Source organism: Mucilaginibacter sp. OK268, assembly GCF_900103125.1.
Classification (GTDB): Bacteria; Bacteroidota; Bacteroidia; order Sphingobacteriales; family Sphingobacteriaceae; genus Mucilaginibacter.
In genome coordinates, this window is record NZ_FNJV01000009.1 from 23,710 (window position 1) to 44,054 (window position 20,345).

General features: G+C 42.6%; 17 protein-coding genes. 7 read left to right on the forward strand and 10 right to left on the reverse strand.

Features of this window, described 5'->3' with window-relative positions:
• Positions 1-59: 59 nt before the first annotated feature.
• The 4 genes from BLR84_RS23365 (at position 60) to BLR84_RS23380 (ending at position 4,369) form a co-directional block, all read left to right on the forward strand.
• Positions 60-1,316, forward strand: coding sequence for a pyridoxal phosphate-dependent aminotransferase (locus BLR84_RS23365; protein ID WP_090472683.1), 1,257 nt, complete (start codon positions 60-62; stop codon positions 1,314-1,316).
• Positions 1,317-1,705: 389 nt separating this feature from the next.
• Positions 1,706-2,290 carry a DUF4142 domain-containing protein gene (locus BLR84_RS23370; RefSeq protein WP_090472684.1) on the forward strand — a complete coding sequence of 195 codons (585 nt, stop codon included), beginning with the start codon at positions 1,706-1,708 and terminating at the stop codon, positions 2,288-2,290.
• A gap of 529 nt (positions 2,291-2,819) precedes the next feature.
• Positions 2,820-3,839: a Gfo/Idh/MocA family oxidoreductase gene (locus tag BLR84_RS23375; protein ID WP_090472685.1), complete on the forward strand. Its 1,020-nt coding sequence runs from the start codon at positions 2,820-2,822 to the stop codon at positions 3,837-3,839.
• A 41-nt stretch (positions 3,840-3,880) separates the two neighbouring features.
• A complete protein-coding gene (locus BLR84_RS23380) occupies positions 3,881-4,369 on the forward strand; it encodes a TlpA family protein disulfide reductase (protein ID WP_090472686.1) in 489 nt (162 codons plus the stop codon).
• A gap of 107 nt (positions 4,370-4,476) precedes the next feature.
• Here BLR84_RS23380 and BLR84_RS23385 read toward each other — a convergent pair whose 3' ends face one another.
• From BLR84_RS23385 to BLR84_RS23395, 3 genes are all read right to left on the reverse strand, one after another.
• Entirely contained in the window at positions 4,477-5,448 is a 972-nt protein-coding gene (locus BLR84_RS23385) for a transglutaminase family protein (RefSeq protein WP_090472687.1), read from the reverse strand.
• Positions 5,449-5,463: 15 nt separating this feature from the next.
• The gene (locus BLR84_RS23390) at positions 5,464-6,399 is read right to left on the reverse strand and encodes an alpha-E domain-containing protein (protein ID WP_090472688.1); all 936 of its coding nucleotides are present in this window, start codon (positions 6,397-6,399) and stop codon (positions 5,464-5,466) included.
• A 186-nt stretch (positions 6,400-6,585) separates the two neighbouring features.
• Entirely contained in the window at positions 6,586-8,034 is a 1,449-nt protein-coding gene (locus tag BLR84_RS23395; RefSeq protein WP_090472689.1) for a circularly permuted type 2 ATP-grasp protein, read from the reverse strand.
• A gap of 261 nt (positions 8,035-8,295) precedes the next feature.
• Between BLR84_RS23395 and BLR84_RS23400 the strand changes: the two genes are divergently transcribed.
• A complete protein-coding gene (locus BLR84_RS23400) occupies positions 8,296-8,661 on the forward strand; it encodes a hypothetical protein (protein ID WP_090472690.1) in 366 nt (121 codons plus the stop codon).
• 61 nt (positions 8,662-8,722) lie between these two features.
• Here BLR84_RS23400 and BLR84_RS23405 read toward each other — a convergent pair whose 3' ends face one another.
• From BLR84_RS23405 to BLR84_RS23420, 4 genes are all read right to left on the reverse strand, one after another.
• The gene (locus tag BLR84_RS23405; RefSeq protein ID WP_090472691.1) at positions 8,723-9,853 is read right to left on the reverse strand and encodes an acyltransferase family protein; all 1,131 of its coding nucleotides are present in this window, start codon (positions 9,851-9,853) and stop codon (positions 8,723-8,725) included.
• 106 nt (positions 9,854-9,959) lie between these two features.
• On the reverse strand, positions 9,960-11,729 hold the full coding sequence (locus BLR84_RS23410; RefSeq protein WP_090472692.1) for a RagB/SusD family nutrient uptake outer membrane protein: 1,770 nt from the start codon (positions 11,727-11,729) through the stop codon (positions 9,960-9,962).
• A 22-nt stretch (positions 11,730-11,751) separates the two neighbouring features.
• Positions 11,752-15,240, reverse strand: a complete 3,489-nt coding sequence (locus BLR84_RS23415) for a TonB-dependent receptor (RefSeq protein WP_218128465.1) — start codon at positions 15,238-15,240, stop codon at positions 11,752-11,754.
• Between the two features lie 234 nt (positions 15,241-15,474).
• Entirely contained in the window at positions 15,475-16,533 is a 1,059-nt protein-coding gene (locus BLR84_RS23420; RefSeq protein WP_090472693.1) for a FecR family protein, read from the reverse strand.
• A 243-nt stretch (positions 16,534-16,776) separates the two neighbouring features.
• Between BLR84_RS23420 and BLR84_RS23425 the strand changes: the two genes are divergently transcribed.
• Both BLR84_RS23425 and BLR84_RS23430 read left to right on the forward strand, forming a co-directional pair.
• Complete coding sequence (locus BLR84_RS23425; protein ID WP_090472694.1) at positions 16,777-17,343, forward strand: RNA polymerase sigma-70 factor; 567 nt, start codon at positions 16,777-16,779, stop codon at positions 17,341-17,343.
• A 130-nt stretch (positions 17,344-17,473) separates the two neighbouring features.
• The gene (locus BLR84_RS23430) at positions 17,474-18,292 is read left to right on the forward strand and encodes an SGNH/GDSL hydrolase family protein (RefSeq protein ID WP_143013980.1); all 819 of its coding nucleotides are present in this window, start codon (positions 17,474-17,476) and stop codon (positions 18,290-18,292) included.
• On the opposite strand, the gene BLR84_RS23435 is transcribed toward BLR84_RS23430, so the two are convergent.
• The 3 genes from BLR84_RS23435 to BLR84_RS23445 form a co-directional block, all read right to left on the reverse strand.
• Positions 18,281-18,766 carry a hypothetical protein gene (locus BLR84_RS23435; RefSeq protein ID WP_090472696.1) on the reverse strand — a complete coding sequence of 162 codons (486 nt, stop codon included), beginning with the start codon at positions 18,764-18,766 and terminating at the stop codon, positions 18,281-18,283. The genes BLR84_RS23430 and BLR84_RS23435 overlap by 12 nt on opposite strands.
• Positions 18,767-18,918: 152 nt before the next feature.
• Complete coding sequence (locus BLR84_RS23440) at positions 18,919-19,593, reverse strand: energy transducer TonB (protein WP_090472697.1); 675 nt, start codon at positions 19,591-19,593, stop codon at positions 18,919-18,921.
• Between the two features lie 63 nt (positions 19,594-19,656).
• Positions 19,657-20,343 carry a peptidoglycan DD-metalloendopeptidase family protein gene (locus BLR84_RS23445; protein ID WP_090472698.1) on the reverse strand — a complete coding sequence of 229 codons (687 nt, stop codon included), beginning with the start codon at positions 20,341-20,343 and terminating at the stop codon, positions 19,657-19,659.
• Positions 20,344-20,345: the final 2 nt, after the last annotated feature.

A 20,345-nucleotide genomic window follows, 5' to 3' on the forward strand; every position in this document is an offset into this window, starting at 1 on the left:
CAGCCTTTCGCTTTCAGCTTTTCCCCGTATATTTGCCGCTCATAAAATTCATATTTCCAATGAGTATTTCCGTATTAGCTCAAAATCTGCGCGGCTCCGAGATCATCAAGATTGCAGGCGAGATAAACGAATTGAAAAGACAAGGCCAAAACATCGCCAATTTAACCATCGGCGATTTTGACTCCAATATTTATCCCATCCCGGCCGAATTGAAGGCTGGTATTGTGGAGGCGTATAACCAAAATCAAACTAATTATCCACCGGCTGATGGGATGCTGAACCTGCGCCAGAGTGTTTCGGCTTTTTTAAAGAAGAGCTTTAACCTGGACTATTCGGCCAATGAAATACTGATCTCTGGCGGTTCACGTCCCTTGATCTATTCTACCTTTCTGGCGGTTGTTAATCCCGGCGAAAAAGTGGTATTCCCTTTACCATCATGGAACAATAACCACTACAGCGATCTGTTAGGCGCCGAAGCCATCATGATACCAACTACTGCCGAAAATAACTTTATGCCTACTGCCGACGAGATCCGTCCGCATTTAAAAGGCGCGGCATTGCTGGCTTTATGCTCGCCATTAAACCCAACCGGTACCATGTTTGGCAAAAAGGACCTGGAAGAAATTTGCGACCTGGTTATTGCCGAAAATAAAAGTCGCCCGGCGGGCGAAAAACCATTATACCTGATGTATGATCAGATCTATTCGCAGCTGACCTTTGGCAGTTTCGAGCATTTTGATCCGGTTAGCCTGCGTCCGGAACTGAAAGACTATACCATATTTATTGATGGCGCGTCCAAATGTTTCGCCTCAACAGGTGTAAGGGTAGGCTGGGGTTTTGGTCCGGCGCATGTTATTGATAATATGAAAGCTATTGTGGGGCACATGGGTGCATGGTCGCCCAAAGCCGAACAAGTGGCTATGGCCAGCTTCATTACCAATGATGCGGCGGTAGATGCTTATCTGACAGATATCAAAGCGAAAATTCAGGCCAGCCTGAATACGCTGCACGAAGGTTTCCAGGCATTAAAAGCCGAAGGTTTCCAGGTAGATTCGATCCAGCCGATGGGAGCCATCTATTTGACCTTAAAAATTGATTATGCCGGCAAAACCACACCTGATGGAACCGTGCTGAAAGACTCGGCCGATATCAACTTTTACCTCATCAAAGAAGCCAAGGTAGCCCTGGTGCCGTTCTCGGCCTTTGGCACAGGCGACGATGTAAACTGGTTCCGTGCCTCGGTAGGTGCCAGCACCCTGGAAGATATCCAACAACTGATCCCACGCGTAAAAGCCGCTTTGGCAAAGTTGAAATAAAGGATTTATTTATAGATTTAAAAAGGCCATCATGCTTGCATGATGGCCTTTGTTGATTAAAGCGAAGGCCTGTCATCCTGAGCTCCGTCGAAGGATAGAGCGCAGAGGCCAGCCCACCATGCTTCGACGGGCTTAGCATAACACCTGGCTCAAAAAGCTCTGGCACTGTGCGATTCCTTCCCTCGGGAAGGGGAGGAAGGGGTTTATGGAATAGGATGATAATCGCCCGCATAAACCCCTCCCTGCCATTACACCAGGCTGACGCGCCCCTCCCGTGGGGAGGGAACTAAAAATGCAATAGTATCTGTTAAATTATTTTACAAATAAGAAAATGAAACTTATCTGAGTAAAAATTGTTGACTATAAAACAATATAAACATACACTCACTATGAAAAGATTAAGTTTAATGATGATGTTCGTGCTATCGGCATGGATGTTCCAGGCATGTAATAATGGTGCCAAAACAGATAGTAAAGAAAGCGCAGACAGCGCAAATCATACTAAAGACACTACCACAAGCGGCGCTACTGGCATTGCGGTTGACCAGGGCGATTCTAAATTTGCAACCGATGCCGCCAATGGTGGCCTGGCCGAAGTTGCGGTAGCCACAGTCGCGGTGCAAAAAGCCATTAATCCGAAAGTAAAGGCATTTGCCGAAATGATGGTAAAAGATCATAGCAAAGCTAATGAGGAATTAATGGGTATCGCCAAAATCAAAAACATCACTCTGCCTGCCGCGCCAAGCGAAGACAAGCAAAAAGAGCTGGCAGATCTTTCGGCCAAATCAACAACCGATTTTGACAAGGCCTTTGTGGATGCTATGGTTGATGGGCATAAAAAGACCATCGCGATGTTTGAAGATGCGGCTAAAAACTGTAAAGATGCCGATCTGAAGGCTTTTGCTGCTAACACCTTGCCGGTTATAAAAGGTCACCTGGCCGAAATTGAAGCCATTAAAAAAAGATTGAGATAATATCCTGATTTCGGATTTCGAATGTTCGATTTCGGATTTGTTTCGGTTTTGGATGCTCGGGTTCGAATTTAAAGTTTGGGTTTTAAAAATTAGGATTTAGAACTTAGAATTTAGTGATTAAAACCTTAGGATTTAGCTTCAAAAAAGCGTATCTTTAGGTGTATCACCTCCACGGCCCTGCTTGCTTTGAAAATTGTAAGCAGGGCCGTTTGGTTAAAGGAATAAAAAGGCTCAAAAATAAGCCGTTTGGTTCGCAGTTCGTTGAATATCAGTAGTGTAATACTTTTTAAAGTTTTCGAAACATGTTAAAACTGCGTTAAAATTTGTTAAAAAGTGTTAAAATGGATGATTTTGAATGAATTTTGAGCTGTTTTTACACCGTTTTTGACCAGAAATTTGTTAAAATTTGAGGTTTAAAAAGTATTTTTGAGATACACGTTGTTTGATTTTTGTAATACGACTAAAAAACTAAACAGGCAAAAGCTTTCGGCCTTCGGCATTGAGCTTTTGGCTTAAATAAATTCTATCTATGTCATCAAAACCAATCGTTACCGGCCTTATGGCCTACGGCATGTCGGGCCGGATATTTCATGCGCCATTTTTAACCACCAATCCGGGTTTTACCTTTAAAGCTATTGTTGAACGCCACGAAAAAAAGGCCGGAAAGGTTTATCCTGATGTGATCAGCTATAATACCACCGATGAGCTGCTGAACGATGCCGAAATTGAACTGATTGTTGTAAACACCCCCAACAATACCCACTTTGACTATGCTGTACAAGCCCTCAACGCGGGCAAGCATGTGCTGATCGAAAAGCCGGCGGCGGTGACATCGGCAGAGGTAAAAACCTTGTTCGACCTGGGTAAAAAGTTGAACCTGAAGGTAATGATCTATCAGAACCGCCGGTACGACAGTGGTTTTATATCGGTAAAAAAGGTAATTGAAAGCGGTAGACTGGGCGAACTGATCGAAGTGCATTTCAGGCTCGACAGATACCGGATGCCTATTGGACCTAAAGTATTTAAGGAAACCAAAGACACCCCCGGCAATGGGCTTACTTATGACCTCGGTGCTCACCTGGTGGATAATGCTATCAGCATATTTGGCAAACCGCTGAGCTATGTAAAAACAACGGCCTCGCACCGCCCAGGTTCGCAGGTAGATGATTATTTTAATATCCATCTATCATATCCTAACCAACTGAACGTATACTTAACATCGGGTTTGCTGATAGCCGAACATTTACCCGGCTTTGTGATCCACGGAACGCTGGGGAGCTTTGTAAAGCTGCGTACCGATGTGCAGGAGGCTCAATTGGATACCGGCATGAAGCCAACCGATGATGGTTTTGGTATTGAACCCGAAGGCAGCGAAGGCAAACTGGTGCTGATGGGGGTTGATAATCAGAAAACCGTGGAGTGGGTTGCGTCAGACAAGGGTAATTATAATGGTTTATTTGACGCGGTTTATCATACCGTACGCGAAAATGCGTTATTCCCAATAACCGAAGAGCAGATAGCCTGGCAGCTGGAATTGCTGGAAAGTTAAAAATATCGTAAATATGCTTAATGAAATTCTATATTAATCTAATGAAAAAGATATATCTGTTCCTTTGCTTGCTTATCGCGGCTGGCTGTACGCAGGCCCAAACCCTCGGCGCTAATACGGGTATTCCGCCATATCATATACTAACTACCGATAGCGTGTATGTTACCCCGGCCAATCTGAAAAAGAATAAGCCTGTAATGGTGATTTACTTTCAACCTGATTGCGGCCACTGCCAGCACTTAATGTATGATCTGAAACCGCAGTTAAAAAACCTACAGGATGTACAGATCGTGATGATAACTTTTGTTACGCAGATAAAGGCAATCCAGGTTTTTCAGCGCGATTTTGATTTAGCCAAATATCACAATATCATTATAGGTACCGAAGGATATACTTATTTGGTGCAAAAATATTACCAGATAAAAAACACACCGTATATTGCTATTTATAACCGTAATGGCAAATTATCGCAGGCCTATCCAATGGTGCCAAAAATCCCAGTACTGATGGCGGCTCTTAAGAAAGTATAAGCTGGGGTAGATGTGTAGAGGTGCGAATGTGCAGATATGCAAATAATTAGAAGATGCTCATTGGCTTTTCATCTGCACATTCGCACATTTGAAATCTGCACATCGTTCTATTGCTGCTGCTGTTGTTGCTGTTGAATGATCTCCATATGGCGTTGATAGCTGTTTTTGGTGTATTCGGTCACCGGTTGCAGCGGAGCGGTTTCATGGAGGGTATGGTTATCGTAAGCAGGGGAGTTTTCATCATCAACCGATACTGAAACCTCCAGTTTATGTCCTGATGAGCCTTTGTAAACGCCTTTTACGGGTGAGCAATCCGGGAAGCTGCGGCCAACAGCCAGGCGTACATGGGTTTCATTAGCTACGCAGTTATTGGTAGGATCGATGCCTAACCAGCCATAATCCGGAATATAGGCCTCGGCCCAGGCATGGGTGGCGCCTTCACCACGCATAGCACTGCTGTGGGTGCATATATAGCCGCTTACGTAGCGTGCAGGTATCTTGAGCAAGCGGAGCATCACCATTAAAATATGGGCAAAATCCTGGCAAACACCGGCCTTTAATTTCCAAACCTCGTCAAGTGTGGTTTCAACGGTAGTAACGCCTTTGATATATTCAAAATTCAGGTACACATAATTGCAAAAACGGAGCGCTATCCGGTAAGGCGTATCGTCCTTTGATCTTACCTGTTCTACAATAACCTGCAGTTCGGGCAGGCCCTCAAAATATTCCTGCTTTAAAAAATCAATGTAGGGCACCATGTATTGCAGGCGTTTCAGGTCTTCCCATTGCTGTTCGGGGAAAATATCATTCACTGGCAAAGGGCGCTGACGGGTAATTACATCCAGTTTGGAGTTGATAGTCAACATGGAGTGCTGTTCGCTATAGGTAAAACTGCCTACCTCGTTGCCATAATAATCAATATGGGTGTCAACAACCGGGTTGCCGGTGATATGTAATTCCTGCTTTACCACATCCTGATACTCATCTTTTATGGGGAAAAGAATGATCTGATTGGCACTGTCACGTACCAGGCTTTCGTAAGTATAGCGGGTTATATGTTGTATTTTAAATTCAGGCATGACGTTCAAATTAAATTATGAATTGGCAAAATAATACTCATTCAGGGAGTTGCCTACGTTGTATAATTCAGTACGGATCTGGGTGAGAAATCCGTGCAGGCCTTCCTGTTTAATGCTGCGTACCGAACTGTATTTGATGCGGCTTTGCAAGCGCCCAATCTGGAACGACATTTCCCGGTAGGTATCCACATTGGTATCGTTTTTTAACCTATCGAAATAGCGCTGGATATTGTTTACCGAATAAATTACCGACCGCGGGAAATCGTTGTTTAAAACTACCTGCTCCAGTATATTTTCGGCCTCAAAGCCTTCGCGATAGGTTTTTAAGTACAGCTCATAACCGCCTAAGGAAAGTAACAGGTGTTTCCAATAAGTGGTATCGGTAAGCAGGTTGGGATTATCACTTACGGAACTGAATTTGGTATCCAGGATATCAACCGATTGTATGGCCCGTTCCAGGTATTTGCCGATGTTCATAAAGCTCCGGCCTTCACCACGTTCCATCGTGATCTCGACGGTGCCGTAATAGAGCATTACCTGCTTTATTAAAATATCGAGTACGCCTATGGGATCTTCCCGTTGCAGGGCTCGTTCTATCCGCGGATCTTTTACTGCATGATAGTACTCGTTGAGGCATTGCCACAAGTCCTTGGTGATGTGTTCCTGAACGCCACGGGCATTTTCGCGGGCCAGCGTAATAATATTCAATATGGAATTTGGGTTGTTTTTGCCCGTTACCATATACTTTAAAACCGACCGGCTATCATTATCCAGGGTGTCGGCGTCGGTTTCATGCAGACCCACAAATATCCTGATCACCGGTTCCCAGGTAAATTCCTGAACAGTATCCTGCGATGAGGCGTAGTTTATTTTGAGCATCCGCAGCATACCATCGCTGCGTTCAATATAACGGCTTAACCAATAAAAACTTGCTGCAACCCTGCTTAACATATGAGCCCCCTAACCCCCTAAAGGGAGAATATTTTTAAAAATGAATATCGATTTCCAACATCGAATGATGAAGTGTTAATGTCCCAATAAGTTTTACTTCAGTGTTCATTATTCAAAATTCGATGTTCGGTATTACTGTCTTTTGTCCTTAATCTTTTATCACTCCCCCTTTAGGGGGCCGGGGGCTTACGCCAGCACCCATGTATCCTTGCTGCCACCTCCCTGCGAGCTGTTTACCACCAGCGAGCCTTCTTTAAGGGCCACCCGTGTTAAGCCACCGGGAACAATCTCGATGCCGTCTGGGCCATAAAGGGCATAGGGACGCAGGTCGACACGACGGGGCTTTAATAAACCCTGCATATAACAAGGCGCCGCCGAAAGACTAATAGTTGGCTGAGCAATAAAATTGCGCGGATCTTTTAGGATCTCCTTTTTATAATCGTCAATTTCCTGTTCAGTAGCGGCATGGCCCATGAGCATACCATAGCCTCCGCTGCCATTGGTTTTTTTAACCACCATGTTGTTCAGGTTTTTGAATACATGCTCACGCTCATCGGGATTACCTAATTGGTGTGTGGGTACGTTTTTAAGGATTGGTTCCTCGTTAAGGTAATAACGTATCATATCCGGAACATAGGCGTAAACGGCCTTATCATCGGCAACGCCGGTGCCAATGGCATTTACTATGGCCACATTACCTTTGCGGTATGCACCCATAATGCCGGCAACGCCCAGCATGCTTTCCGGGTTAAATACCAGCGGATCAAGGTACTCATCGTCAACGCGGCGGTATATGACGTCTACCTGTTGCAGGCCGGTGGTGGTTTTCATGTATACCTTATGATTATTAACCACCAGGTCGCGCCCTTCCACCAGTTCCACACCCATGAGGCGGGCCAGGGTAGTATGCTCAAAATAGGCCGAGTTGTATATGCCCGGGCTTAGCAATACGATAGTTGGGTTTGATATTTGCCTGGGCGAAAGCGCCAAAAGGTTTTTATACAATATGGTTGGATACTCGGTTACACTGCGAACCCCGCATTGCGGCAGCAGATCGGGAAACAAACGCTTGGTGATCTCGCGGTTTTCGAGCATATAGCTTACGCCAGATGGAGTGCGCAAATTATCCTCCAGTACATAAAAAGTACCATCCTCGTCACGGATCAGATCGATGCCTGATATGTGTACGTAAATATCATAAGGTACTTTGAGCTGGTACATCTCGCGCAAAAAATGCGGGCAAGAATAAATAATATCAATAGGTACTATGCCATCTTTTACAATAAACTGGTTGTTGTATATGTCCTTCAGGAACAGGTTAAGCGCGGTAAGTCGTTGTTTGATGCCTTTCTCTACAAAGGTCCACTCGCTGGCTGTAATAATGCGTGGGATGATATCAAAAGGGAATATCTTTTCGATACCCTCGCCGCTGTTATAAACCGTAAAAGTAATACCCTGGCTCATGAACAGGCTCTTGGCAAGTTCTTCCTTTTTGTTCAGGTCATCGGCCGATTCTTTTGAAATATATTCGATTACTTTCAAATAATGGTCGCGAACGCTGCAATTAGCGCCATACATTTCGTCCCATACGCCGCTAATGGGATCGTATTTATTAAAATAAGCTGATTCCTCCATATAAAATCGTAATAATTAGAAATCTACCAATCAGTTATTTTTAAAAATGTAATTTATGAAGTGTTTTTGATAAAAAAGCAAATTTTTATTAAAAAAATTCAATTATTTATATCAAATTTTCATTTTAGATGAATTTATGCTTAATAATTTCATTTTTTAATTCTTTATGTATGTAGTTATTGATTTTTCTGCTGAAGAATTATAAATACAGTAATTGAAATTAATGATCGGCGGAGTTTTATCTTTACCTTTTTTAAGATAATGATGGATTTTAAGATCACTTTTCCGGCCGGGTATAACGAGGTCAACGAACTTGATGGCAATATTGATGTACACATTGTGCTTGAAAGCGGCGATGTGTTGGTGGCAACCTTATTTACGTTGGCTAATATTCAAAAAATGATCACGCAGTTTAATTCGGCAAGTTTCTGGGCCTCTGATATGATCATTGTTAAAAACCTGACTCATGCCACTATCAGGGATGCTATACAGGAGATAATTGATGATGAATACCTGGAGCATGCCTGTACTCATATTGGCAGAGTAGAAAAACGTTACCCGGGGATGTCGTTCGAACAAATACCCGATATGGCCGATGGTTACAAGCTTATTGCAAACCGGGACTGATACAACAAGGGGCAGCTGTTGATAACGGCCACCCCTTTAGCAATATATTTAGGTTGAAAATTTAAACACGGATATAGATCTTCTTTTTATCCAGTATCCAGCCTACACACCAGCAAATAAGCATATAGCTTATGGCAAACAACAGTGAGCCGATAGCTCCCGGGGCTATTACTTGGTAAACAGAAGTATTGATCCAGTCGTAAAAACTGGTTCCTTTTACACTGAGCATATAAAAGAATATCACCAGTATTTCTGACAGTACATAAATAGGCAGCGGGTTTTTGCCCAGGATAGTAAAAAAGCGGGTCCAGTTACCTTTGTTCCAATTATTGATCTCAAGCGCGTAAACAAGGAATGAAAGGATCACCAGATCAAGCCCGGTGGTAATCAGCACAAAGGAGCTTGTCCACAATTTTTTATTGACCGGGAATACCATGTTCCAGCAAAGGGCCAGAAATATAAACAGCGCTCCGGTAAGCAGCATTTTAGCAATGGTGTCATAACCCTTGCCTTTTTGCTGTATAAATTTACCTGCATAATAGCCAATAACTACGTTCACAATAGCGGGCAGGGTACTCAGGATGCCTTCAGGATCAAAGGCTATTTTTTCACCATGATACATATGGCTATCACCCAGGATAAACTTATCCAGAAATATGCCTGCATTGCCGGTCATGCTCAGGGGATCATTCGGGTCACCAAAAACCAGCAACAGGATCCAGTAGCCAACTAATAGCAACACAGATAAGATAACCACCGACTGCTTTGAAAGAAAGTGGATCATAAGCGAGGCGAAACAATAACACAAGGCTATGCGCTGTAATACGCCCATGATGCGGGTATCTGCAATAGGTGATAAGGAAATGTGGCCGCCCTTGAAATTAAAAAACGGAAACCAATACATAAGGTAACCTATTAAAAAAATAAGCAGGGTACGTTTAAATATTTTACCTAAAACAGCGGCAGTACCCATTTCCTGATAGCGTTTCATCGAGAAACTCATGGCGTTGCCCACCGCGAACAAGAATGAGGGAAATACCAGATCGGTAGGGGTGAAACCATGCCAGGCCGCGTGTTCAAGCGGCGAAAATGCAGCCGCGCCACTCCCCGGTGTATTTACTATGATCATAAAGCAGATGGTCATACCGCGAAATACATCCAGCGATAAAAACCGCGTTGATGATTTATTCATAAAAATTAATATTTAGGTTTTGAATGCTTAAAACAGGAGGGGTGATAAGCGATGGTTAAAAACTTACCGGGATAATACGTCCCGGTAAGTTTTGAATGAACTTTTATTAATATCCAGAGTTTTGTTTAAGTACAGGGCTACCACCACTTGCACTTAAGTCAATTTGCCGTTGCGGAATAGGGTAGTAATCGTTTTTACCTTTAACATACTTTCCACTTCTAAGGTCAGTTGTCACGGTATTTTGGTATTTAAAATAATTATTCAGCTCGGTATCGGCAATACCCCACCTAACCAGGTCAAAAAAGCGGTGGCCTTCCATGGCTAGCTCAATCTTACGCTCAAAGTAAATGGCTTTTAAAGCATACGCCTGGCTTGAAAATGCACCACCTGGATACGGGCTTACTTTATAATTAGCCGCTGGTATATTTGTAAAACCCTTGGTAGGATTTGCAGGATCTATGTAGGTATGTACAAAGCCAATTGGATTTGCCGCCCTGTTACGTACCTGGTTCACATAATCCTCTGCCTTGACCAAATTGCCCTGCTGAGCCTCAACTTCGGCAGCCATTAAAAGCACATCAGCAAAACGGATCACATTATAGTTAATGGCCGATCCTGGAGCCCAGGAGTGGTTATCTCCGTCGACGTCTTGTGTTCCATTCCAGTAAACATTTTTTATTGGCGAATAGGGGCCGGCATAGCTTTGGTCCCTTACCCATGAATCGCCGGGATGTACACCCCAGTCAAGATATGGAATACCACGGCGGCCTGCTGTCCAATCCAAACGTGGGTCGATGTTACCCGCATCAGGTGTAAAATCTGCCGAAGATGGCAAATGCATATCATTTTTTATAGCGTGACTGTTGAAATCATCCAGGTAGGGCAAACCACTATTATCTGTACGGAAGTGATTTACCAGATCGGCAGATGGCTGATAAAAGCCGCAGCATGGAAATGGGCTGTTTGTGCCGTACGGAAAATTCAGCATGTCGCCATTATTGGCATTGGTAGGGCCGTCCGGGTCAACATTGGCTGCCATTTGTATAGCAAACACAGCTTCTTTGGAGTTTTCAGTTTCCGGCGTAAAATTGTCATCAAACTTATCATTCAAGCCATATTTAAGACCATTTGAGGTCACCCCATTCAAAATAACATCATCAAATACCGTTTTTGCCTGTAGGTATTTTTGCTCGTATAAATAGGTTTTTGCCAGGTAAGAGCCCGCGGCCCATTTATTTACCATGCCAACGCTTGCTTGAGTAGCTGGTAGGTTTTTATAAGCAAAATCAAAGTCGGCTTCTATTTTTGCCCATACATCGATATTGTTGGGTTGATTAAAGTTAGTAGTAGTTTCGTCGATATAAGGTACATTCTTGAAGACCTTTCGCAGATCAAAATAGTAATGTCCTCTTAAAAAGCGAGCTTGCCCAATAATATTTGCCTTTTCCGCATCGGTAAGGGTGGTTACCTTGGCTACCACTTTTAAAACATTGTTAGCTCTTGAAATTCCTTCGTAATCAGCCTTCCATTTACTGTTGTAAAAAACGTTGGTAGGATCGCTATAAAATTGCATAATAGGCTCAATCTCAGATACGTCGCCCGCTATACTGCCTTTGTTGGCATCGCCGCCGGCCACACCGCCTAAAACCCAGTTATCCGGTGAGGTTTCCCAGGGATTGCCGCCGCCGATGGCCGAAGTGCCTGCCATGCCGTCTAAAGCAGCATACGTGCCTATAAGAAGGCCATTAACGCCATCCTTTGTTTGAAGCAGCGGAGACTCCAAAGCTCCCAGAAGAGGCTTATCCAATGATTTTTTACATGAACTGATTGATACGGCAAGAGCCATACTTAAAGCGATATATATTTTTGTTCTCATTGTAATCGTGCTTAATGATGAATTATAACGTTAAACTAACACCAAATAAGAAGGTACGGGGACTTGCATACGTGCCTTCGTCAATTCCGAAAGTGGTATGGCCCTGGCCGTCGGGCTGTCCCTGTAGTTCAGGATCGATGCCAGAATACCCGGTTATCGTAAATAAGTTGGTGCCAGATACATATGCTCTTAATTTTTGAATGCCTAGTTTTTGAATGCCGTTTGGTGAAAAGGTATAGCCTATCTGCGCATTACGCAGGCGTACATACGAGCCGTTTTCAACAAAATAAGAGTTTGGCTGCGCGTTACTGCTAAATGAAGAGTTGACTTCCTGTATCGGCGCTTTAGCATTGTGATTTGTTGGCGTCCAGGAGTCATAAAGCGCTGTTTGGCTTTTTGCTGTTGTAAACGACGAATAAAAATCTCTCCAGCGCTTAACGTTGTTCCATATTTTGTTACCAAAAACACCATAAAATAAAGCGTTAAAATCAAAACCTGCATAGATGATCCCCAGGTTTAATCCCGAAGTGAATTTAGGGTTGGGGTTACCAATAAAAGTTCTGTCGGCATCCGTGATCTTGCCATCGCCATTAACATCTGCATATTTAAAACGACCAACTGCAACATCGGTTTGGTAGGTTGCATTAGGATCATTTGATGCCTTTTGAACTTTTGCATTAGCAGCATCTATTTCTTGCTGTGAATTCCAGAAGCCTGCTATTTGATAACCATAAAACTCGCCGTACGAATGTCCTACCTGATTGCGCACAAAGCCTATGTCAAAACCTCTTGGGTTATCGCTATCAAAATAATTGGCATCATTGGATACTTTGGTTATTTTATTGCTAAAAGTAGTGATGTTGAAGGTGGCGTTAAACCCAACCTTATTTACCTTAAAGTTGGTAGCTACGCTGGCATCCAAACCGTCTGTTTTCATTTTGGCAATGTTTACAAACGGTGGTGCGCCGTTGCCGATAGTACCTAAAACTTCGGGATTGTACAACAGGTCGCGAATATCTTTACGGTAATAATCAACCGTAACAGTAATGGCGCTGTTTAATATAGAAGCATCAAAGCCAATGTTGGTGTTGACGTCTTTTTCCCATTTAGCGTTCGGATTGCCAATTTGCGACTGATAAAAACCGGCCACAACATTATTGCCCCCATTAAGGGCATAATAAGACTGACCTACAGCGCTGCTAAAGGCATCAAACCTGTTTGACGAGGTGATGTTGAGCTGGTTGCCCATAATGCCGTATCCACCGCGTATTTTTAAATCATTAAGCCACGTAGCCCCTTTCATAAAGTTTTCCTGAGATATCCTCCAACCCGCACTAAAGGCCGGGAACCAACCATATTGATGAACTTGTGAGAAGTTGGAAGCTCCATCACGGCGAACGGTGGCATTGAAAAGGTACTTGCCGTCAAAAATATAATCGGCTCTGGCAAATAACGAAAACAGGGATGATTCACCGCGATAGCTGTAGTTACTCGCACTGCTTACGTTGCCTGTACTTAAGTCAACATAATTAGGATCGAAACTAAAATATCCTTGTCTTGCGCCTCCCAGGTTGCTGGAGTAGCTTTGGTTGGCTTCTGAACCTACGAGTAGTTTAATGTCGTGCTTTTTAATTGTTTTATGATAGGCTAAAGTATTGGTCCATGTCCAGTTATAGTTGCTGTATGAATCCTCATTATATTGATTGGTTTGCGAATTCTCTACGTTTTCATATTGAGGATAGGTGAAGCTATGAGAGGCTCCCGAAGCGGTTTCGCCACCAAAGCTGGTGCGGATGGTGAAATCATTTAAAAAGTCGGCTTCTGCAAACACATTGCCAAATAACCTGTAAGCAAGTGATTTGTTATTCCGCGTACGTTGCTGCATAGCCACAGGGTTAAAGGCATCACCCAGGCCTGATCCGTTATCACCGGCATAATTACCCTTAATATCATATACCGGTATGATGGTTTGCTCCCTGAACGCGTGAGCTATAACCGCATCGCCGCTATTATAGCTTACCTGCGGATTTTCAACTACAGAGTAAGCCAGATTTTCGCCGATGCGCACATGTTTGTTGAAATTATGCTGACTGTTGGCACGAATGGTATATCGTTTTTCGTAGGTGTTGATCAAAGTACCTTGTTGGTTGAAATAGTTTAATGAAAACAAATAGCTACCCTGTTCATTACCCGAGCTTACGGCCAGGTTATGGCTGGTCATAGGCGCTGTTTTAAATATTTCATGGTACCAGTCTGTCCCCGCTTTATTCGCTTTGGTGATGCGGTAAAAGCTATTATAATCGTCAGAGTTGGTATAATTAGGATTTACGTAGTACAAAGAAGGATCGGTAGATGGGGCTCCATTTTTTGCACCAGCCGGTGAAATGTAATCAGGTAAAGTATAAGTTGAACCTGTACCATCTGGATTATACTGATCATCCTGAAAATCGGTAACGCCGGAATTTGTTTGGGCCAGGTGTTTTAAGTCGGCCAGCTCCTGCGGGGTTAGCGTATGCCATACGTTGCCACCTTTGGGTACTTGCCTGCCGTAATAGGCATCATATTGTATAGTAACTTTGCCCTTACCTTTTCTGGTTGTAATGATAATTACACCGTTTGATGCACGTGCACCATATATAGAGGCCGAGCTGGCATCCTTTAGTATTTGAAAGCTCTCAATATCGTTAGGGTTAATAGTGCTGATATCCTGTGTTGGTATACCATCAACCACGTATAACGGATCATTATTACCAAATGAATTGAACCCTCGTATACGTACCTGGGGTTCGGCACCTGGCTGGCCCGATCCTATGATGGTAACACCGGATGCCTGTCCCTGCAACTGGCTATTTACCGATCCCGAAGCCTGTTTGTTCATGGCTTGTACATCAACTACAGCTACAGCACCCGTCAAATCCTTTTTTCTTTGTGTTGCGTACCCTACTACTACAACCTCGTTCAGCGACTTTGATTCCTCAGCCAGTGTAACATTGATGGAGGTTTTGCCATTAACGGATATTCGCTGAGTTGTAAAGCCCAGGAAGGTAAACTCCAGCGTACCATTGGCATCGGGCAGGGTAAGGCTGTATTTGCCATTAACATCAGTTACCGTACCTAATGAACTGCCTGCCAGTTTAACACTTACTCCGGGTAGTGGGGTGCCACTTGCATCCTTCACTATGCCGGTTACGGTAACTGTTGCAATAACTTTACCATCTGCCGGTTTAATAATAATGATATCGTCAACCACCTGGAAAGTTAATGGCTGGTTCTGAAGTACATTTTTCATCACCGTTTCGATGCTTGCGTCCTGTAACTCCACGTTTATCCTTTTATCGGCATTTACCTGGTCAAGCCTATAAAAAACAGTGTATTTACTGTTTTTTTCTATCTGCCTGAACATCTGTTTTACCGAGATATTATTAAGGTTAAAATTGTAAACGTTTTGTGAATAAACAGCAGCATGTATGTGCATTATGCCCGCAAAGAGCAAAACAGTAACAAGCTTCATAATTTTAATGGTTTTTTGCCATGCATGCACAGCCATTACAGGTTTTCTGTCAAAATTTATCATAAATTTGTGTTTGTTAATTAGTTAATACAATGCTTCCCCAAGCGTAGGGTATTAGCTATTAATTTTTTACATAGCCCGGAGTGTTAGCGCACACCGGGTTTTTTATTGAAAGGAGGGAGGAGTTATTTTTTTGCCATACGTGCTTTTTTAATGGTTTATATTTTATTTTGATTAGTTGGTGTTTTTAGTGATGGTTACGGTATTGCCGGTTATGGTATAATCAATGTCTGTATTCCCTTTTATTAAGCTCAATACCTTATCAATAGTGGCTATATTTTTGAAGCTTCCAGAGTACCTTAAATTTTGCAGCCCGGCATCGTTCATGATTATTTTTACATTGTACCGGCGTTCCAGTACTTTGGATATTTCATCGAGCGTGTTGCCGTCAAATACAAGCAGATCTGCTTTCCAACCATCGTACTTATCCATCTTGGCCGAGTCGACCTGTAAAACCTGTATCTCGTTCAGATCTTTGGTAGTTTGATCATCTGGTTTATAAGTGTATTTTTCTTTCTGCTGTTGATAATATATACGCAATACTTGCCGTGGTTTAACATATATGCGGCTCATTTCACGGGTATTATTATTAATATTACCCTCAACAGAAACCTCACCTTTTATAACGGTTGTTTCAAAGAAAGAATCGTTAGGATATGACTTCAAATTAAACTTGGTGCCAATATCCCTAATGGTATAGTTTTTTGTATTCACAATAAACGGAACGGTTTTTTTGCCCGGCGCTATTTCAAAAAATGCTTCGCCTTCCAGGTACACCGTGCGGTTTGTTTTACCAAAATCGGTATTGTAGTTCAACTTACTGCCAGCGTTTAACCAAACAAGTGTGCCGTCTGTTAAAATTATTTTTTTAATACCTCCGTTATTAACTGATACCAGCCTGATGCTCTGCACATTTTTTGAATAATGCTTTATTAATAAAATAGATAGTACACTAAATAGCGCTACAATAGCTGCTACCTTACTCCATTTATATAATTGCCTGTATTTTGTTTCCTGCGGTATTGCCGGTAAAAATTTTTGAAACGCTTTCTCCTCGTCAACAATCCCGGGTTTCAAATACAGCATGTTTTGCCAGGTTTCATATAGCTGGGCAAAGTACTGCTCATTTTCCGGATGCGATTTTACCCACTCCCTTACCCGGTCTGTTTCCTGCTCGTCAGCCTCTCGGGTAATATACTTTACTAATAATAGTTTTATCTCTTCGTTATCCATTCTTATTATACCAACAAGACAATTAAGAAAGGGCTTACCCTCAAAGACTTTTAAAATATTTTTTACAAATATTCGGTAACGAGCTTTAAAACCCCGAATTAATTGTGTTTATATTACACTATGCAGAATGTTTTATAATTACTTTATCATTATTTCCATATTAAATTTGAAACATTTAAATTTTTTTATCTAACTTGTTAAAGTTTTTTAAAAAGTGCTTCATTTTGATCGAACTATGAATAAATGATTACTAAAAGCGACGAAATACTCATTACCAAACTTACGCAGGGCGATACAAGGGCATTTGAGGCTTTATTTAAGCTTTATTATACCCGACTTACGCTTTTTTGCAACCGTTTTGTTAATGATCTCTCCATTTCTGAAGAAATTGTTGCTGATGTTTTTACCCTTTTATGGGAAAAAGGTCATGAGGTTACTTTTTCAAGCTCCGTAGGCTCGTATTTATTTAAAATGGTGCAAAACCGGAGCCTGAATTATTTAAAACATCAAAAAATTGAGAATTTATATGTGGCTTACCTGGAAAAGAATAATCTTTTTGATGAGGTACGCAACACCGTAGAAAGCGGATACGAAGAAAAAGAATTAACCCTCCAAATTAACGCGGCTATCAATACCCTGCCCGAAAAGTGCCGTGAAATTTTTGTGATGAGCCGTTTTAGCGATATGAAATATAAAGAGATCGCTAGTAAGCTCAATATCTCACCAAAAACTGTTGAGCGCCAGGTGGGCATCGCACTCGAAAAACTGCGGCAAACCTTAAAACATGTCACCTACATGCTTTTTCTGTAAAGCACTCCAAATATTTTATAAAAAGTAAATCTTTATTGGGTATTTGATCGTAAAAATAGTGCTGTTACGTAACCCCCTTTTGTAACTGAGTATAAGTATGCGAATAAAGCTGTTGTTCATATTAACAGGTATGTTGTTAGCTGAATTTGGTTATTACTTGTATAAAAGATATTCTTTTGAGCCAAGGCATGTATCCCGGCATGAAGTAAAGCACAGAAATAAAGTACTCCGGGTAGGTATTATCGGCGATAGTTGGGCCAGCGGAACCACGCTTGATACTATCATTAGCGATGAGTTTTTAAAACATGGTTTAAAAACCGAGATCATTTCATTTGGCGAACCCGAGGCCAAAACAAAACAGATCTATGACAACCTTTACGCAAGTCCGGGTTCACCATACTCCAGTAGCGAGATATTACACCACAATCTTGATTATTGTATTATTCTGGCCGGTACAAGCGACGCCGCCGGCGAGATGGGGGCTGAATTTTACGCTTATTACTGCTCGCTCATTATAGGCGATTTACTAAAAAATAACATAGAACCTGTTTTTGTGACCATGCCCGACTTTGGTTTTAAAGAAACGACCGATAGTCTTGATCTGCTGCAAAAAGCCCGCAATGAAGTGGCCTCTTTGATTATTGATAACGGCAGTACCGGCAACCTTGATGATTACCGAAAACAGGTTAATCAATTATTAAAAGACACCCATCTACAGGATTCAACCATAGTGGTGCCTTTTAACATGGTGTGTGATAATTATGAAAAGCATAAGATGCTGTATCGTAACAGCGGTCATCTTTCAACAGCTGGGAAGCAAAAAATGGGGAAATTGATAGTGCAATATATTTTGGATCAACTCCATCGGAGTAATTTGCCGATACCAATGGTTAACCGGAGTGTAGTAATCTCCAAACCGAGAACAATTATCATTCCTTCAGGAAGTTAGAACCTCCAGTTTTTTGATATCGCGATAGCAGATATAAAGCGGTATAATACCAAAAATGCCAAAGCAACAATCAATACAACGCCAGTAAATGGGTATTCCCCGTATGGGGCCGGCGATGAAAGCCAGCGGAAACACCATAACACAGGCAATCATCCCGAACTGGATAACCCAGATATTTTTTACGGGATCTTTTAAGGGACCGATAAAGACCATAGCTATGACCAGGTGACCAAATGCCAGCCAGTCGGTACCGTAGCTTAAATAAGGATAATTTTGATTAGTGGTTTTTACAGCCAGGTAAACTTTCACGATCCAGGGTTGCATAAAGGCAGGAAAAGCCTGGGTATGCGCTGCTAAAAAGGCCAGTTCTGTTTCGATCGGGAAGGCAGTTACCCCACTCAATACTAAGCCGATGATGAATATAATGATCCAGGTTTTTACCTTTTTGCGTAATTGCTGCTCGTGTTGAACCATGCAGTGAATGTAAAAAATAAAGCAACAACTTTATAGGCCCAGAGTATAAGTCATGCCGAATTTATTTCGGCTTCCCATATGCCGGATATCCGACAGGTACGGTGTTTACTTTGCTTGTGGGGTGCTGAAACGAGTTCAGCATGACCTGCTTTTTATTGCCCGCAATATTTTTTAATAAAGCTGTCGGCTTTATCGCTGCCTATATTGCGGATAAAGGTCCAGTCGGTACAGGCTCCGTCTTTATCGCCTTGTTTTAATTTCTGATTAGCCTGTTTCAACAGGTCGCTGATCAACTCGTCATCAAAACCCAGCTGTTTTTTTAAGGCCAGGATAGTAGGCTCTTTACTGGTATCGGCTTTGCCTTTATATTTATTGATATAGTAATTGGTAACAGCGTTTTCCAACTCCTGTCGGTTCTTATAATCGTCGATAGCGGCTTGCATATTTGCGGCATTATTCAGGTTGCCACAATTGGTTTGGGAAGGATCAAAACGGATAGGTTGTACCAGATTGGTATTCTCGTTATAATCAGCAGGCACGGTCCAATGCCCCGATGTCAATTTAATAACCCGGAGGGCCTCATCGTCCAGGTCGATACCCAGGCCGCGCTGTACGCTGGCGCCGGTAACTTTACCGTTATGATCAAGCCTGAACGCTACATCAATAGTGCCCGAAATACAGTTTTTGCTGGAATATTCTGGATACACAATTTTAGCTTTTAAAAAATCCATGAGCGCTCCCTGACCGCCCTTAAAAGCAGGCTGGGCAAAAGCCGCAAATGCGGCGGTTGTCATCAGCGAAACAAGTATAAACAAGCGTTTTACCATATTATAAATATCGACAATAAAACGGATATAAAGTTTAATGTGAGAGCCGCTTTTATTTAGACGTTAAAAGCCCAGCACCAAGCCCGGATCAGGAACATTCAGCTGGTATCTATCTTTTTCAGAATATTTGCATACACCGGGATAGTCGCCATGTTTGCCTTCCATATTATACATGAGCTGGAAATGCAGGTGTGGCGGCCATTGGCCATTCTCCTGGTTGTTACCCAGCGTGGCTATCTGCTGATTTTTATTGACAGGCATACCAATGGTCAAGCCGTTCAAGCTTTTGCGGCTCAGATGACCATATAGGCTGTACAAGGCTAAGCCATCAAGCTTGTGCTGCAATATTATGGTGGGGCCGTAATCGCCCAGATTATTATTATCCTGAAAGCTATGCACTATACCATCAAACGGTGCATAAATGGGCGTACCGGCATCGCCCCAAATATCAACACCCAGGTGCAGCCGTCGCGGCTCATCCTCTGTATCAAAATGCGGACTAACGGCATAAATAGTACGATGCTCCATATAGCCGCCAATGCCATAGCGGCAATCATTGGCTTTTAACTTTTCATTTACCCAATCACTAAATTGTTGCGTATCTGCAATAATGGCCATGTTGAGTTCGGTGTTGGCGGCGGTAAAATCCAACGGAAAAAGCCGGTCGGTGCCGGCATTATAGTCAACCACTTTGCCAATGGCTGCGGGGTTGTTTTGCAAATAAGTTTTTAAACGGGCATGCGGGTCCATCC